The organism is Pseudogemmobacter sp. TB195 (genome assembly GCF_058313095.1).
Window position 1 is genome coordinate 224,653 of the sequence record NZ_JBZEGG010000002.1, and the last position, 15,500, is coordinate 240,152.

The 15,500-nt window shown below is 63.8% G+C and carries 13 protein-coding genes and 1 tRNA gene; 7 read left to right on the top strand and 7 right to left on the bottom strand.

What is annotated here, in order from left to right; all coding sequences use genetic code 11:
- Positions 1–433: 433 nt before the first annotated feature.
- The 4 genes from AC4FS3_RS04105 to AC4FS3_RS04120 form a co-directional block, all read right to left on the bottom strand.
- Positions 434–2,017, bottom strand: coding sequence for an ABC-F family ATP-binding cassette domain-containing protein (locus AC4FS3_RS04105; RefSeq protein WP_491019501.1), 1,584 nt, complete (start codon positions 2,015–2,017; stop codon positions 434–436).
- Positions 2,018–2,234: 217 nt separating this feature from the next.
- A complete protein-coding gene (locus tag AC4FS3_RS04110) occupies positions 2,235–2,789 on the bottom strand; it encodes a hypothetical protein (RefSeq protein ID WP_491019502.1) in 555 nt (184 codons plus the stop codon).
- Positions 2,790–2,898: 109 nt separating this feature from the next.
- Positions 2,899–4,827, bottom strand: a complete 1,929-nt coding sequence (locus AC4FS3_RS04115) for an acyl-CoA synthetase (RefSeq protein ID WP_491019503.1) — start codon at positions 4,825–4,827, stop codon at positions 2,899–2,901.
- Positions 4,828–4,985: 158 nt separating this feature from the next.
- On the bottom strand, positions 4,986–6,800 hold the full coding sequence (locus AC4FS3_RS04120) for an ABC transporter transmembrane domain-containing protein (RefSeq protein ID WP_491019504.1): 1,815 nt from the start codon (positions 6,798–6,800) through the stop codon (positions 4,986–4,988).
- Positions 6,801–7,156: 356 nt separating this feature from the next.
- Between AC4FS3_RS04120 and AC4FS3_RS04125 the strand changes: the two genes are divergently transcribed.
- The 6 genes from AC4FS3_RS04125 (at position 7,157) to AC4FS3_RS04150 (ending at position 12,083) form a co-directional block, all read left to right on the top strand.
- On the top strand, positions 7,157–8,035 hold the full coding sequence (locus AC4FS3_RS04125) for an alpha/beta fold hydrolase (protein ID WP_491019505.1): 879 nt from the start codon (positions 7,157–7,159) through the stop codon (positions 8,033–8,035).
- A complete protein-coding gene (locus AC4FS3_RS04130) occupies positions 8,032–8,991 on the top strand; it encodes a threonine ammonia-lyase (RefSeq protein WP_491019506.1) in 960 nt (319 codons plus the stop codon). The genes AC4FS3_RS04125 and AC4FS3_RS04130 overlap by 4 nt, the downstream gene beginning before the upstream one ends.
- A 63-nt stretch (positions 8,992–9,054) precedes the next feature.
- Entirely contained in the window at positions 9,055–9,840 is a 786-nt protein-coding gene (gene pcaD / locus AC4FS3_RS04135; RefSeq protein WP_491019507.1) for a 3-oxoadipate enol-lactonase, read from the top strand.
- Positions 9,833–10,528 (top strand): alpha/beta fold hydrolase, encoded by a 696-nt coding sequence (locus tag AC4FS3_RS04140; RefSeq protein ID WP_491019508.1) that lies wholly within the window; start codon positions 9,833–9,835, stop codon positions 10,526–10,528. Before pcaD ends, AC4FS3_RS04140 begins: the two co-directional genes overlap by 8 nt.
- Before the next feature lie 132 nt (positions 10,529–10,660).
- Positions 10,661–11,896 carry a mandelate racemase/muconate lactonizing enzyme family protein gene (locus AC4FS3_RS04145; RefSeq protein WP_491019509.1) on the top strand — a complete coding sequence of 412 codons (1,236 nt, stop codon included), beginning with the start codon at positions 10,661–10,663 and terminating at the stop codon, positions 11,894–11,896.
- Between the two features lie 112 nt (positions 11,897–12,008).
- Positions 12,009–12,083 (top strand) — tRNA-Gly (locus tag AC4FS3_RS04150).
- Positions 12,084–12,247: 164 nt separating this feature from the next.
- Here AC4FS3_RS04150 and AC4FS3_RS04155 read toward each other — a convergent pair.
- The 3 genes from AC4FS3_RS04155 to AC4FS3_RS04165 form a co-directional block, all read right to left on the bottom strand.
- The gene (locus tag AC4FS3_RS04155; RefSeq protein ID WP_491019541.1) at positions 12,248–12,901 is read right to left on the bottom strand and encodes a methionine ABC transporter permease; all 654 of its coding nucleotides are present in this window, start codon (positions 12,899–12,901) and stop codon (positions 12,248–12,250) included.
- 19 nt (positions 12,902–12,920) lie between these two features.
- A complete protein-coding gene (locus tag AC4FS3_RS04160; protein WP_491019510.1) occupies positions 12,921–13,982 on the bottom strand; it encodes a methionine ABC transporter ATP-binding protein in 1,062 nt (353 codons plus the stop codon).
- A 76-nt stretch (positions 13,983–14,058) separates the two neighbouring features.
- The gene (locus tag AC4FS3_RS04165) at positions 14,059–14,868 is read right to left on the bottom strand and encodes a MetQ/NlpA family ABC transporter substrate-binding protein (RefSeq protein WP_491019511.1); all 810 of its coding nucleotides are present in this window, start codon (positions 14,866–14,868) and stop codon (positions 14,059–14,061) included.
- Positions 14,869–15,146: 278 nt separating this feature from the next.
- Here AC4FS3_RS04165 and AC4FS3_RS04170 point away from each other — a divergent pair, with 278 nt between their 5' ends.
- Positions 15,147–15,500: a DMT family protein gene (locus AC4FS3_RS04170; protein ID WP_491019512.1), complete on the top strand. Its 354-nt coding sequence runs from the start codon at positions 15,147–15,149 to the stop codon at positions 15,498–15,500.

Below are 15,500 nucleotides of genomic sequence, written 5' to 3' on the forward strand. Positions count from 1 at the left end.
CTTAACTCCGGCGGGATGAGGGAAACCGGCCAGCATGTCAGCGCAGGGTGCGACACGTGGTGCCACGCAGAACGAGCGGGCGGACCTGGCAGGGAAGCTGAACGAACCGGTCATATGGCCTCGCGACGGCAAAGGGATGGATTGGAACCATTGCCTGGCTGCCGGAATGGATGACAAGTTTTATCAGAAAAGTAAAGCCGAGAGTTTTAGTTGGTTAGGATCCGCTGGCCTATCAGCCAGTCTGGCGCGACGGCCGCGTGACCTCCGATGCAACACGGTCTGGCACCCAAACCTGCGCCGCCCGAGCTTTGAACAGCAAACCCTGGGTCCCCCTGCCCGCCCCCCGGTTAAACGCTCTCTCAAGGCTCCGCTGAGAGACGCCAGCCGCCGGCTTCAGAGATCACCCGAGCGGCTGCGATGCGGGACGAAACGGTCATACCACAAGATGAATCGCTCTGTCCCAGGCGAGCGATTCAAGGAATTCCGTGTCGTGGCTGATCACCAACACCGCACCATCATAAGCGGCCAGCGCGGCCTCCAATGCGGCGATCCCGTCCAGATCGAGGTGATTGGTCGGTTCGTCCAGGATCAGCAACATCGGCGGCGGCGTTGCGCCAAGGGCGCAGGCCAGTCCGGCGCGAAGGCGCTCGCCGCCACTCAATTCGCGCGTATAACGCAAGGCATCCGAAGCACGGAACCCAAACCGGGCCAGTGCGGCATGGGCCTTATGGGTATCCGCCACGGGGTTCAGGTGCAGGAAGTTATCGCGAAGGCTGCGGGCGGGATCGAGCAATCCGACATGCTGATCCAGCAGCGCGAAGGGCACCATCACCTCCACCCGCCCGGATTGCGGTATGATCTGACTGGTGATGATCTTTAGCAGAGTGGTCTTACCGCTGCCATTCGGCCCGGCAATGACGATCCGTTCGGGGCCGGTGACGGTCAGCGACAGATCGCGGATCACAGGGCGGGCAGGGTCATATCCGCCGGTCACCCCGTCCAGTGTCAGCACCGTCTTGCCGGGGGCAAGGCCGGTCGGAGGAATGTCCATACGGAGCGGTTGCAGGATTTCGACCTTTTCGCGCGCGGCGGACATTGCCTCATCCGCCGCTTCGCGCCGGGCATCCCTCAGACGCGCGCCGGCGCCGCCCGAGGCTTCCGCCCGCCCCCTGGCGAAATCCAGCAGGATTTTTGGCTGTTCCCCTCTGGCGCGCGCCCGATGCCCGGCACTGTCCTTGCGCGCCTTACGCTCGGCCGCCTGCTGCGCGCGACGCGCAGCATCCGAGAGGGCTTTTTCCGCATCGGCAAGATCACGGGACGCAGCATTCAGCTCCGCATCCTTCCGCTGCCGGAAGGCACTGTAATTCCCGCCATATCGGGTTGCCCCAAGCGAGGTCAGTTCGACGATGGCGTCCATTTCTTCCAGAAGTTCGCGATCATGGCTGACGATAATCGCCCCGCCCGTCCATCCCCGAAGGAGGTCGATCACCGCCCTGCGCCCATCACGGTCAAGATTGTTGGTCGGCTCATCCAGAAACAGGAAATCCGGCTCTGCAAGGATCAGGGCGGCAAGGGCGGCGCGACTGCGCTGTCCACCGGAAAGTGTCGCAAGCGGTGTATGCGCCGCGGCGGAGAGGCCACAGCGCAAAAGCGCGGCCTCGATCCGGGCTGGCAATGTCCAGTCCGCATCCGCCAGTTCATCGGCCTGTGCAAGCCCCGCCTCGGCCCGGTCCAGCAAATCAAGCGCGGGCCGGATACCGAACAGATCGGCAATGGTGTCGTCAGGATGCTCCATCGCCTCCTGTCGCATCATCGCTTTGGCACCGGAAATCCGCACCTGACCGGAAGCGGGTGGTAAATCACCAGAAATCAGGCGCAGAAGCGTGCTCTTGCCGGAGCCATTGCGTCCAACGACGCCGGTCCGTTCGGGGCCGAAGGCCAGGCTGAGATCAGTGAAAAGCGGTGTTCCGTCAGGCGTGGACCAAGACAGATGGGACAGAAAAACGGATGCGGGCATGGGTCTGAAGTTCTCGTAGCGAAACCGGGAGGGTGGTGGCGGCGAGGTTCAGACGCATAGGGACAGCTTCTCCGGAAGGTATATGACTGACAGGTAAGGGTCGCACGGCAATTTTACAAGCCAGAGACAAAGGGGGCTTTCGGCGCAAACCGGACCGCCGCCCCTTCGGACCGGGACAGCAGCCTGCCTTGCTAGCGCCGCTCTCCCTGTAGCTGCATTACTGGAACGGGTTGGACGGTGCCGGTGGCGCGCTTTTGCCGGTGATCGCATCGCCGCATTCAAGCAGGGACGTGATCGAGGCTTTCGACCCCGCGAGCGAGTAATTCTGCACCTCTTTGCCGTCTTTTGAGCGCAGGAACAGCTTGTTGCCTCCGGCGATCTCCATCACGAAACTCACCGCCGCATCGCTGTCGGGCAGGTTGAAGCTTACCGAATTCTGCTTGAGGCTGGCGGCGGTCAGATCCCAGCCCTCGCGCTTGTCGATCTGGACCCGCAGATCCGCGACCTGGCCTTCGGTGCCGAAATCCCAGGAGGTGGAAAAGAACTGCAGCTGGATCATCGCATCCTGAAAAATCCAGATCGCAAAGCTTTCCTTGTCGTCGCCGACAACGGCACGACAGCCGACCTCACCATCATCCCAGCCATGGATATCCACCTTCCAGTGCTTGTGCTGGAACAGGATCTCGCTGGAATAGGCCAGCGCCGGCACAACCTGAGCCAGCGCAAGCAAAGCGGAAAGCGCGATACCGGAAACACCCCTGGCCAGTTTCATTCTGTGATGTCCTTCAACTGTCGTTCAACTGCCGTTCACAAGGGCGAGAGTGCTGCGAAAGCCGGGAATCATCAAATGAAAACTCCTGTCATAAAGCCGGGAAACCCCGTCAGTCGGCCCATTCCCAGGGGCTGGTAAAGCCGCCAAGCACCGCGTCGACCTGCGCCTCGGTAGCACCGTCCACTTTATCGACCCGGGCGACGAGGCCGCGTTTCTTGTCCTCGATCACCGATGTGACCCGCACCGCGAGCCCCGCCTTATCGAGGGCTGCGTTGAAACAGCGGATGATCGCCAGCCTTCGCAGATCGGGCTTAAAGACCTTGCCGACAGCGGTTTTCGGCAATTCGGGCAGGATCTCGATATATTTCGGCACTGCCGCGCGCTCGGAGATATGGCTTTCGGCATAAGTCATCAGCTCAGGCACCGTCACCGTGGCCCCTTTGACCAGCTCGACATAGGCTGCGGGCAATTCCCCCGCATGTAAGTCAGGCTGGCCGATGGCGCCGACAATGGCGACTGCCGGATGGCCGCTCAGCGCCTCTTCGATCACTGCCGGGTCGATATTATGGCCGCCCCGAATGATCAGATCCTTGGCGCGGCCGGTGATGAAGAGATAGCCGTCGCCGTCGATCCGGCCCAGATCGCCGGTGCGCAGGAACCGACCTTCGGCGAAGAGATCCCTGTTCTTGTCGTCCTCGGTATAGGTCGAGCCCTCATAGACCCCAGGCGAGCCGACGCAGATCTCGCCGACCTCATCGGTGCCGGCCTCGGTAAAGCCGCCCTCTCCGTCGCGATTCAGGATCCGAACATGGCTATAGGGAAAGATAAGCCCGACCGAGCCATTTTTCTTTACGCCTGCCGGTGGGTTCACCGCCACGAGACAGGTGCATTCGGTCAGGCCATAGCCCTCGACAATCTCGACGCCGGTTTCCTTTTTGAACCGGTTATACAGCTCTATCGGCAAGGGCGCCGACCCCGAGAACCCGGCGCGCAGGCTTGAGATATCGGCATTGACCGGGCGCTGCATCAGCGCGGCCAGGGCGGTCGGCACGGTGATCAGATAGGTGCAGCGGTAGCGCGCGATCAGCTTCCAGAGATTGTCGAAAACCCCCTCGCCCCGGTATCCGGCCGGCGTGGGGAACACGACCTGCGCGCCCGATGAGATCATCGACATCAGGATCGGATAGACGGCAAACACATGGAACAGGGGCAGCGGACACATGACCACATCGGTCTCGCGGAACAAAAGCGTGCCGCCGATCCAGCCGTTATAGATCATTCCCGAGACTTTGTGCTGCGCGACCTTGGGCATGCCCGTGGTACCGCCGGTGTGGAAATAGGCAGCAACACGGTCGGCGGGATTATCCGGGAAGGTCAGCCGGTCGCCGGGCTGACGCGCCAGCGCGGTGTGGAAGCTTTGCACATCCGCTGTATGCGCGACCGGGCTTTTCGGGCGGACCAGCGGCACGATGAATTTCTTCACCCCGGTCAGATAGGTGAGGAGATCAATTTCCAGCACATGTTTCACATTCGGGGCATGGCGCACGGCCTCGGCCACCTTTTGCGCGATATCGGTTTTGGGAAAGGCACGCAGCGTCACCACCACCTTCGCCTTCGTCTCACGCAGGATCGAGGAAATCTGCGACGGCTCCAGCAGCGGGTTGATCGGATTGGCGATCCCCGCAACCATGCCGCCCAAAAGCGTCACCGCCGTCTCGAGTGTATTGGGCAGCACATAGGCCACGACATCGCTCGGCCCGACCCCGAGCGCGCGAAAGAGATTCGCCGCCCGCGTCACCTGGTCATGCAGCCCGGCCCAGGTCAGGGTCGCATTTGCCGCACCGGGATCCGAGAGCAGCTGATAGCTGATTGCCGGACGCGCGCCATGGGCGGTTTTCACCCGGCTCAGCGCCTCATAGATGGTGCGGGGAACATCGCGGTCCGCCCAGGGCATCTCGGCTTCCAGCGCCCTGAAATCGTCTTTCGTGGCGTAGACCTTCTGCCCTGCAGCTGCAGCGCCTGTCGCGGTTCCTGCCATGCCGTTCTCCCCTTCTGCGCCCCGTCTCCCGCGCGGCTCATCACCGGAATGTGGCAACGGGGGCGAGGCTTGCCAACCTTTTTCGCCGCTTTTCAACGCAAGGTCAAAGCAACAGCCGGGTCAGGCATGGCGGAATACCTGACCTGCCACCTCACCTGTCAGGCCGCCAGCCCGTCGGTGAACTGCAGTTTTGCCAGCCGCGCATAAAGCCCGCCTTCGCGCACCAGCGCGTCATGCGTGCCTTCGGCCACGATCCGCCCCCCCTCGAAGACGAGGATCCGGTCAGCGCTTTTGACGGTGGCAAGGCGATGCGCCACAACCAGCGTGCTGCGCCCTTCCGACAGGCGGCTGAACGCGGTCTGGACCGCATGTTCCGATTCCGAATCCAGCGCGGAAGTCGCCTCATCCAGCAGCAGGACCGGCGCATCGCGCAGGATCGCCCGCGCGATGGAAATGCGCTGGCGCTGGCCGCCTGACAGCATCACGCCGCGCTCGCCCAGCCGGCTGTCATAGCCGCCGGGAAGCCCCATGATGAAATCATGCGCCTGCGCGGTGTGGGCCGCAGCCTCGACCTCGGCATCGGTCGCATCGGGGCGGCCAAAGCGGATATTGTCGCGCGCCGTCATCGCGAAGATCACCGGATCCTGCGGCACCAGCGCAATTTCACGGCGGAAATTTTCGCGCGACAGGCTGTCCAGCGCGATCCCGTCCAGCGTGATGCGCCCGGATTGCGGGTCATAGAACCGTTCGATCAGTTGCAAAACGGTGGATTTCCCGGCCCCTGAGGGGCCTACCAGCGCCACGGTCTCGCCCGGATTCACTGTGAAGGACACCCCGTCCAGCGCCAGCTGGCCCGGGCGTGTCGGATAAGAGAAGCCGACAGTCTCGAAGGCAATCGCACCTTTCACCGGGCGCGGCAGCGCCAGGGGCGTCGCAGGATCGCGGATCTCATCTTCGGTGTTCAAAAGCTCGACCAGCCGCTCGGTCGCGCCGGCGGCGCGCTGCAATTCGCCCCAGATTTCCGACAGCGAGCCGACCGAGCCCGCCACCAGCACCGCATAGATCACGAACTGGATCAGTTCTCCAACACTCATCGTACCGCCACGCACATCGCGCGCACCGATCCAGAGCACGCCGACAATCCCTGCGAATACAAGGAAAATCACGATCACCGTCATCACCGCGCGGGTGCCGATCCGGGTCTTTGCCGAAATGAAGCTCTCTTCCGTCACCCGGGCAAATCTGGCGCGCGTCGCCTCTTCATGGGTAAAGGCCTGGACGGTCTGAATGGCGCCAAGCGCCTCAGACGCCATGCCCGAGCTTTCCGCGATCCAGTCCTGGTTCTCGCGCGACAGCCGCCGCAGACGCCGCCCCATCACCACGATCGGCACCACCACGGCGGGCACGATCAGCAAGACCAGCCCGGTGAGCTTGGCCGAAGTCAGCAGCAGCATCGCCATGCCACCGATCAGCATCAGGAGATTGCGCAGCGCGACCGAAACCGACGAGCCGATCACCGACAGGATCAGCGTGGTATCGGTGGTGATGCGCGAAACCACCTCGCCGGTCATGGTCTTCTCGAAGAACGACGGCGAAAGGCAGGTCACCCGGGCAAACACCGCCTTGCGGATATCGGCGACAACCCGCTCTCCCAGCCGGGTCACGACATAGTAGCGCAGCCCCGTCCCCAGAGCGAGCAGCGCCGCGATCAGCAGAAAGGCCGAGAAATAAGTGTCCAGAAGTTCGAGGTGATTGCCAAAGCCATCAACCACCCGGCGCACCGCCAGCGGCAGCACAAGCGTGACCCCCGCCGTCAGCACCAGTGCAAACAGCGCCAGCAGCAGCATAAGACGGTAAGGCCGCAGGAAAGGTCGCAAGCCCCCAAGCGCCGAAACTTTGCGCGACGCACGCTCCTCGCCATTGGCGGCTGAGTTTGTGGCAGCCGCACGGGCATTTGCTGGCTTACGGGCCATGGGGGCTCCTGTGGCTGGTCGGGCGGTGTCAGGCCGGTGACCCCGGATCCCCGGGGCGGGCGCAAACCGCCCCGGCTGGGGTTTCGGCAAGGAGTGCGATGAGAAAATGGCGACAGGTGTAGCAACGGTTTGGGGGGATTTACGGCTGAACCCCCCGCGCGGCAAGCGGCGTGATGCCGCGCTTGCGGTTTTTGCGCGGCCCCGGGCCCGTGAAAGCCCGGCATTCCAGGTCAAACCCGAACCGCCCCCCTTCCCCCTGCGCCCCGCAGCGGGCAATCTGGGCCGAGGCCACCGGCCTCTGCCGCCCTATATCCCTGCCCCATCCGCAGCCAATGCAGACCCAGGAAGGAGATGCCATGCCAGACCAGGACAGGCTCAGTGCCGAAGATCCGACGGGCGAGACCCTGTTCTTCACCAGCCCCGACGGCGCCCGGCTGGCCTACTGCCTTGACGGGCCAGAGGATGGCCTGCCGGTCCTGTGCCTCGCCGGTCTGACCCGCACGAAAGAGGATTTCATCCCCGCGCTGCCGGCACTGGCAGGCTGCCGCGTGATCCGGATGGATTACCGCGGCCGCGGCGAGAGCGATTTCACCGGCGCCGCAACCTATACAATCGCGCAGGAAGGCGCCGATGCGCTGGCGCTGCTGGATCATCTGGGGGTCGGGCGCGCGGCGCTTCTTGGCACCTCGCGCGGCGGGCTGATCGGCATGGTGCTGGCCCAGCTGGTACGGGAGCGGCTGATCGGGCTTTGCCTCAACGATATCGGCCCCGAAATCGCGCCCGCAGGGCTGTCGGGCATCGCGGCCCGTATCGGCCGTACTCCCCAGGCCCGCAGCCTTGCCGAAGTGGCGCTGCAAATGGCCGCCAACAGCCCGGGCTTTACCGGGCTCAGCGCAACGGACTGGCTCGCTTACGCGGCGCGGCTGTTTCGCGAAGTGCCCGGCGGACTGGCCCTGCGCTACGACCCGGCGCTGCGCGACGCGTTTCTCGCGGGCTATGACCCGACCCAGCCGCTCCCCGATCTCTGGCCGCAATGGGAGGCAAGCCGGGGCCTGCCGGTCGCGCTGATCCGGGGCGCGAATTCCGACCTGCTTTCGCCTGCGACAGTTGCGCGGATGCTGCGGATCCGGCCCGATCTCGCTGTCACTGAAATCCCCGGGCGCGGCCATGTGCCCTTTCTCGATGAGCCAGAGGCGCTTGCCGCATTGACCGCCTGGACCGGAGCCCTTGCATGAACATCACCATGATCGAAACCGCAGCCACGCGCCTGCGGGGCCATGTGCTGCGCACGCCGCTGCTGAACGCGCCGCTCCTGGACCGGATCGCCGGCCGCCAGGTGTTTGTGAAAGCGGAATCGCTCCAGGTCACCGGCAGTTTCAAGGCGCGCGGCGGCTGGGCGGCGGTCTCGGCCTTGCCGCCAGGAACGCCGGGCGTGATCGCGATGTCCTCGGGCAATCACGCCCAGGGCGTGGCGCGCGCGGCCTCGGGCCATGGGATCGCGAGCGTGATCCTGATGCCCGAGGATGCGCCGCAGGTGAAGATCGCCAATACCCGCGCCTGGGGGGGCGAGGTCGTGCTTTATAACCGCGCGACCGAGGATCGCGATGCCATCGCCACCCGGATCGCGACAGAGCGCGGCTATGCCCTGATCCCGCCTTATGACCATGCCGAGGTGATCGCAGGTCAGGGTACCGTCGGGCTGGAGATCGCAGAACAGGCGCAGGAGGCCGGCCTGGCCCGCGCCGATGTGCTGGTGCCCTGCGGCGGCGGCGGGCTGTCCTCAGGTGTTGCGCTGGCTTTGGAGGCACGCGCGCCCGGACTGCGCCTGCGCACCGCCGAGCCCGAGGGCTTTGACGATATGGCGCGCTCGCTTGCCGCCGGCGAACGGCTGCGCAACCCTGCCCTGACCGGATCGGTCTGCGATGCGATCCTGACGCCCATACCCGGAAAAATGACCTTCCCGCTCCTCTCCGCCCTGGCCGGTCCGGGGCTTGTGGTCAGTGATTCAGAGGCGCTGGAGGCCGTGACGCTCGCCTTCCGCCATGTGCGTCTGGTGCTGGAACCCGGCGGCGCAGTGGCGCTTGCGGCGGCGCTCTTCCGCCCTGATCTGCCTGATCAGGTGATCTGTATCGCCTCGGGTGGCAATGTGTCAGAAGACCTGTTCCGCAAATGCCTCACAAAGGCCTCGTGACAAGATCGAACATTTTCTGCCGACGACCGCCGGATTTCCGGAAAATAATTACAGATATCGAACATGCCCCTCATCTACCTGCCCGATCTGCGTCTCAATGCCAGCCTCACCGGCCCCGAGGACGGCCCGCCTCTGGTGCTGCTCCACGCGCTTGGCCTCAGCAATGAGATCTGGCAACCGCTGATCGACCGCCTGCCCCGGCACCGCATTCTAAGTTTCGATCTGCGCGGCCATGGCGCCAGCGACTGCCCGCCCGCGCCCTATAAGATGGGCGCGCTGATCCAGGACACTGAACGGCTGATCGGGCATTTCGGTCTGAAAGACTGCGTGGTGATCGGCCTTTCGATCGGGGGCCTGATCGCCCAGGGCCTGGCGGTGAAACGGCTCGATCTCGTGCGGGGCCTCGTGCTGTCGAACACCGCCGCCCGTATCGGTATCGCCTCGCAATGGCAGGACCGTATCGCGCTGGTGCGCCGCGCAGGGCTCGCCGCCCTGCATGACGCCACGATGGAACGCTGGCTGGGCCGCAACTGGCGCGAAAGCCCGGCCCTTGCCGGTCTCAGCACCCGCTTCCTCGCGACATCCCCTGAGGGCTGGGCCGGCTGCGCCAGCGCCATTGCCGGCACCGATTTCTACGAGACCACCGCGACACTGCGGCTCCCGACCCTGGTGATCGCCGGCAGCCATGATGGCTCCACCCCCGTCGATCTGGTGCGCGAGACCGCCGATCTGATCCCCGGTCACCAGTTCCGTCTGATCCGGGGCGCCGGCCATATTCCCCTGGCCGAAAAGCCCGATGACTATGCCGATGCGATCCGCGATTTCCTGACCCGGATCGGGCATGGCTGACTTTCTGCTGGTCCACGGCTCGGGCTTTGGTGCCTGGTGCTGGCCCTGGCTGACCGAAGCCCTGGCCGGTTACGGCCACAGCGCCCGCGCAATCGACCTGCCGCGCGGCCCAGGGACCAGCCTCAGTGACCAGGCGCGGGCGATCTGCGACAGCCTCACCGGACCCACTCTCCTCGTCGGCCATTCCGCCGGCGGCTTTCCGATCACCGCCGCGGCCGAAACCGATCCGGCCAAAATCCAGGCCCTCATCTGGCTCTGCGCCTATATCCCCGGGAACGGCAGTTCCGTCGCCTCACGCCGCCGCAGCCAGAGCGAACAACCACTGCGCCCCGCCCTCAGAATCGATCACGGCACCGGCAGCTACAGCTTCGCCCCCGAAAGCCTGACGCCCCTGTTCTTCCACGACTGCCCGCCAGAGACCCAGGCTCTTGCCGCCCGCCATATGGCGCCCGAATCCATTGCACCGCAGGAAACTCCGATCCGTCTTACCACACGCTCACGGAACCTGCCGCGCTTCGCCATCACCTGCGAAGACGACCGCGCCATCCCACCCGCCTTCCAGCACACCATGGCCGGTGCTGTCCCGCCCGATCACCGTTTCTCCCTCGCCTGCGGTCATGCCCCCTTCTTCGCCAGACCGAAAGAGACCGCCGACCTCCTGCACCGGATCACCGCCCTCATCCCCTGATCCCGACGCCCCCTCGTCGCAAACCATCAAACCTCCTGAAGAAATCCCTGCTACCTTCCTCCTGATCCAGATACTCCACGGGGGTACGGGGGTGTAAACCCGCCGGCGCTCCCCAACCAGGAGACACCAGTGATGATCCTGCAAGACCTGGAAATTTTCGTCGTCGCCCCGCCCGCCCCCGGCTGGGGCGGCCGCTACTGGATCTTTCCGAAACTCACCACGCGCTGCGGCATCACCGGATATGGCGAATGCTACGCCTCGAGCGTCGGTCCCAAAGCGATGAAGGCCGTCATCGAAGACGTCTTCACCCGCCATATGCAGGGCGAAAACCCCGAAAATATCGAGCTGATGTATCGCCGCGCCTATTCCTCGGGCTTCACACAGCGCCCCGATCTCACCGTCATGGGCGCCTTTTCAGGGCTTGAGATCGCCTGCTGGGACATTATCGGCAAGGCGCGCAACCGCCCGGTCTGGGCGCTGAATGGCGGGCGGATGAATGATCGCCTGCGCTCTTACACCTATATCTACCCCGGTCCAGGCCAGGACCCGACCGAATTCTGGGCCAGCCCAGACCAGCAGGCCGAGGCGGCTTTGCACTATGTCGACCAGGGCTTCACCGCGCTGAAATTCGACCCCGCCGGCCCCTACACTATCCGCGGCGGCCACCAACCGGCACTCAGCGACATCTCGCGCTCGGTCGCCTTTTGCAAAACCATCCGCGAAGCGGTCGGCGACCGCGCTGACCTGCTGTTCGGAACCCATGGCCAGTTCACCACCGAAGGCGCCATCCGCCTTGGCCGCGAGCTCGAGCCCTGGAACCCGCTCTGGTATGAAGAACCGATCCCGCCCGACAATCTTCTGGAATTCGCCGAGGTCGCGAAACAGGTCCGCATTCCGCTTGCCACCGGCGAGCGGCTGACCACCAAGACCGAATTCGCCACGCTTTTGCGTGCCGGCGGTGTGCGGATCCTGCAACCGGCGCTTGGCCGGCTTGGCGGCATATCCGAGGGCCGCAAAGTCGCGGCCATTGCCGAGGTCTATAATGCCGAAATCGCGCCGCATCTCTATGCCGGGCCTGTGGAATGGGCTGCGAATATCCATCTTGGCGTCACCATTCCCAATCTTTTGCTGGTCGAGACCATCGAGACCGGCGGCGCCTTCCATCAGCGCCTGATCAAAAACACCATCCGCTGGGAAAATGGCTATATCCTGCCCCCCGAAGGCCCCGGCCTCGGCATTGATTTCGACGAGGATCTTGCCCGCGCCCATCCCTATAGCGGCGAGAAACTTCATCTCCAGATGCAGGAGGCGCCCTGTTCCTATCAGGCCGAGAACCGGTTCGAAGGCGGCGCGCCCTCCGAGGTTTAACCTGCCTTCGCAACGGCTTAGCCACTGTTTTTGCGCAAGGTAACAGATTTTTACATTTCCCCTCTTGCGCCCTGGCGCAGGCGGGGTTAGATCACCGCCATCCGGACCGGTTGCGGGCGTAGCTCAGGGGTAGAGCATAACCTTGCCAAGGTTAGGGTCGGGCGTTCGAATCGCCTCGCCCGCTCCAGTCCAGGATCATCCCTTAAGATGTGATGTGAGAAAGCGGCCAAAGGCCGCTGTTTTCATTTATATATCCGCGCCATGTCAATCTGACGCACCGGTCATCTGCAGTCATCTGCAAGCGCCATTGCTGATGCGCTGTGCAAAGCGCATCAGCCTGTATGCTTTCACTCAGCGGTGGTCGATGCGCCGTGCCAGCGCATCTCCGGCCCATTGCATGATCGACACCATCACAATCAGGATGATCACGACTGCGACCATAATCACCGTCTCGAACCGCTGATAACCATAGCGGATCGCGATATCGCCAAGCCCGCCGGCCCCCACCGCCCCCGCCATCGCAGAGGCGCCGATCAGCGTCACCATGGTCACAGTAAAGCCCGAAACGATACCCGGCAGCGCCTCGGGGATCAGCACATCGCGCAGGATCGTCATCCGCGTCGCCCCCATCGCGCGGGCGGCGTCGATCAAAGCGCGGTCGACCTCGCGCAGGGACACTTCGGCCACACGTGCGAAATAGGGCGCCGCCGCCAGCGTCAGCGGCACAATCGCCGCGCTGATCCCGATGGCCGTGCCCACGATCAGCCGCGTCAGCGGGATCGCCGCCACCAGCAGGATGATGAACGGCACCGACCGCAGCGCATTGACCAGCCAGCCAAGGCTCCGGTTGATCAGCAGGTTCTGAAAGATACCGCCCTTGTCGGTCGTCACGAGGATCAGGGCCAGCGGCAGGCCGATCACGAAAGACAGCGCGCCAGAGACGCCGGTCATCACCACCGTCTCCCACATCCCCTTGACCAGAAGGTCGAACATCGGCCGCGTCATCGCCCAGCCCAGCAGCGTCTCAAACAGTTGCGGGGACATAGCCGAGCACCTCAATTGCGGTCGTTTCCGGTTTCAGCTTTGCCACCACTGCGGCCAGCTTGTCCTGATCATTGGTCCCAAGTGCGAGAAAAAGCCTGCCATAAGGCTCGCCCTGAACATCATTCAAGCCGCCATGCAGCAGCCGCGCGGGCTGTCCCGTGATCGCCTCGACCCCGGCCAGAAGCGGGCGGCGGGCATCGGGCCCGTAGACATCAACGCGGATCAGCGCCTGATCCCCTTCGGGCGCGATCTGCGCCACCAGATCCGCCGGCAAGACCGGCGAGAGGCCACGCAAAAGGCTGCGGGTGGTGTCGGTCTGAGGACTGGCGAGCACCCTGGCCACCGGGCCTTCCTCGACGATCCGGCCCGCATCCAGCACGAGGACACGATGGGCGATCTGACGCACCACCTCCATCTCATGGGTGATCATCAGGATCGTCAGGCCGAGCTGGCGGTTCACATCTTTCAAAAGCGTCAGGATCTGTTGCGTGGTCTCGGGGTCGAGCGCCGAGGTCGCCTCATCCGACAAAAGCAAAAGCGGCTCGGGCGCCAGGGCCCGCGCGATGCCGATCCGCTGTTTCTGCCCGCCCGAAAGCTGCGCCGGATAGGTATTCGCCTTCTCGGCAAGCCCGACCAGATCCAGCAATTCCATAACCCGTTTCATCCGGGCGGCGCGGGCCACGCCGGCGATCTTCAGGGGCAGCGCGACATTCTCGGCCACGGTCTTCGCGGATAACAGATTGAAATGCTGGAAAATCATCCCGATCCGGCGGCGCACCGGGTTCAGCGCCTGTTCCGACAGCGTCGAGATATCGGTGCCGTCGATCACAACGCGCCCCGCCTGCGGCCGGTCAAGCCCGTTCAGGCAGCGGATCAGCGTCGACTTCCCCGCGCCGGAGCGCCCGATCAGCCCGACGATCTCGCCCCGTGCCAGCGTCAGCGATATATCATCCAGCGCCGGCCGGTCATTGAACCGCCTGACCACATGATCCAGCTGCACCGCCGGTACATCCGCGCCGGCCACTTTCCCCGCCTGCCCCATCGGCACCGCTCCTTCAATCAGTCAGGGCGCCCGGAGCTGATCCGGGCGCCCTGATCGGTGTCACTTAACCCAAATCTTACCAGGCGGGAACTGCCGCGCCTTTGTAAGCATCGGCATAAGCCGCTTTGACCGCGTCGGACTGGAAGGCTTCGCGCAGTTTCGCAACCCATTCCGCATCTTTGTCAGCGGTGCGGATCGCGATGAAATTGGTATAGGGGTTGTTCACACCCGATTCCTCGGCGATCCGGTTGTCGAGCAGGTCAGCCTTGGCCGCCCAGTCGGTATTGACCACCGCCGCGTCAAGGTCATCAATCGCGCGCCCGACCACACCGGCATCCAGCTCGCGCAGGTCGAGGTTTTTCGGGTTCTCGGTCACATCGATCACCGTCGCCAGAATACCGGCTTCCGGGTTGACCTTGATCAGGCCCAGCTGCTCCAGCACCTTGAGCGCGCGGCCGCCATTCGACGGGTCATTCGGCACGCCGATCACTGCGCCGTCCGGCAGCTCTGCCAGCGAGGCATGTTTCTTCGAATAGACGCCGATCGGGAAGATCGCGGTGTCGATCTCCGGGATGATCTCATAGCCATGTGCGGCGATCTGCGCTTCGAGATAGGGCAGATGCTGGAAGGCATTGGCGTCGATCTCATTGCGGGCCAGCGCCTCATTCGGCTGGGTGTAATCGTTGAAGATCACCGTCGAGATATCGAGGCCCAGCGGCTTCGCCTGTTCCGCGACCACGGCCCAGACCGCTTCATCCTCGCCCCCCATGATCCCGACCTTCAGCGCGGCATTGTCCGCGAAAGCCGCCGGAGAAAGCGCGGGGGACATAAGAGCGGCAGCGGCAAGCGTAAGGGCCGCACGGCGGGACAGGGAAAAGAACGACATGGGGTCAGCCTTCAGAAAATGAAACACGGCGCGAAAAGCCCGCCGCGAGCTGAACGGAATATCATTCCTGCCGCAAAAAGGTGCAACCCCTGCGAAGAGAACATTGTTTTGATCTGAGCCGCATTCGCAAGACAGAGTTGTCGCTTTCCCGCTTGCCGCAGGAGTTTTCGCCAGCCCGCGATTTTGCCCGCCGAAGGCCCGCGCGAATCCCCCCTTCCGATGCCGCGGGCCGCGCAATAGGCTCAGGCGGAACCTCCTCCGCATCTCCGGTGTCAGACATGCTCAATCTTCCCGTTCCCCTGGTGACGGTCCTTTTGCTGATCGCCTCGAATATCTTCATGACCTACGCCTGGTATGGCCATCTGAAAGACGGCGCCTCAATGCCGATGTTCAAGGTCGTGCTGATCTCCTGGGGCGTCGCCTTCTTTGAATATTGCCTGATGGTTCCGGCGAACCGCATTGGCTACACCTATTTCAACGCAGCCCAGCTCAAGACCATCCAGGAGGTGATTACCCTCGCGGTTTTTGCGGCGTTTTCGGTGCTCTATCTCAAGGAATCCCTTGGCTGGAACCATCTGATCGGCTTCAGCCTGATCGCTCTTGGCGCGTTCTTCATCTTCCAGAAATGGTGA

Bases quoted from the DNA above. Each gene is read 5' to 3' on its own strand.
- AC4FS3_RS04105 (WP_491019501.1), bottom strand. From the start codon at position 2,017: ATGCCCGCATCCGTTTTTCTGTCCCATCTGTCTTGGTCCACGCCTGAC.
- AC4FS3_RS04110 (WP_491019502.1), bottom strand. From the start codon at position 2,789: ATGAAACTGGCCAGGGGTGTTTCCGGTATCGCGCTTTCCGCTTTGCTT.
- AC4FS3_RS04115 (WP_491019503.1), bottom strand. From the start codon at position 4,827: ATGGCAGGAACCGCGACAGGCGCTGCAGCTGCAGGGCAGAAGGTCTAC.
- AC4FS3_RS04120 (WP_491019504.1), bottom strand. From the start codon at position 6,800: ATGGCCCGTAAGCCAGCAAATGCCCGTGCGGCTGCCACAAACTCAGCC.
- AC4FS3_RS04125 (WP_491019505.1), top strand. From the start codon at position 7,157: ATGCCAGACCAGGACAGGCTCAGTGCCGAAGATCCGACGGGCGAGACC.
- AC4FS3_RS04130 (WP_491019506.1), top strand. From the start codon at position 8,032: ATGAACATCACCATGATCGAAACCGCAGCCACGCGCCTGCGGGGCCAT.
- pcaD (WP_491019507.1), top strand. From the start codon at position 9,055: ATGCCCCTCATCTACCTGCCCGATCTGCGTCTCAATGCCAGCCTCACC.
- AC4FS3_RS04140 (WP_491019508.1), top strand. From the start codon at position 9,833: ATGGCTGACTTTCTGCTGGTCCACGGCTCGGGCTTTGGTGCCTGGTGC.
- AC4FS3_RS04145 (WP_491019509.1), top strand. From the start codon at position 10,661: ATGATCCTGCAAGACCTGGAAATTTTCGTCGTCGCCCCGCCCGCCCCC.
- AC4FS3_RS04155 (WP_491019541.1), bottom strand. From the start codon at position 12,901: ATGACGCGGCCGATGTTCGACCTTCTGGTCAAGGGGATGTGGGAGACG.
- AC4FS3_RS04160 (WP_491019510.1), bottom strand. From the start codon at position 13,982: ATGGGGCAGGCGGGGAAAGTGGCCGGCGCGGATGTACCGGCGGTGCAG.
- AC4FS3_RS04165 (WP_491019511.1), bottom strand. From the start codon at position 14,868: ATGTCGTTCTTTTCCCTGTCCCGCCGTGCGGCCCTTACGCTTGCCGCT.
- AC4FS3_RS04170 (WP_491019512.1), top strand. From the start codon at position 15,147: ATGCTCAATCTTCCCGTTCCCCTGGTGACGGTCCTTTTGCTGATCGCC.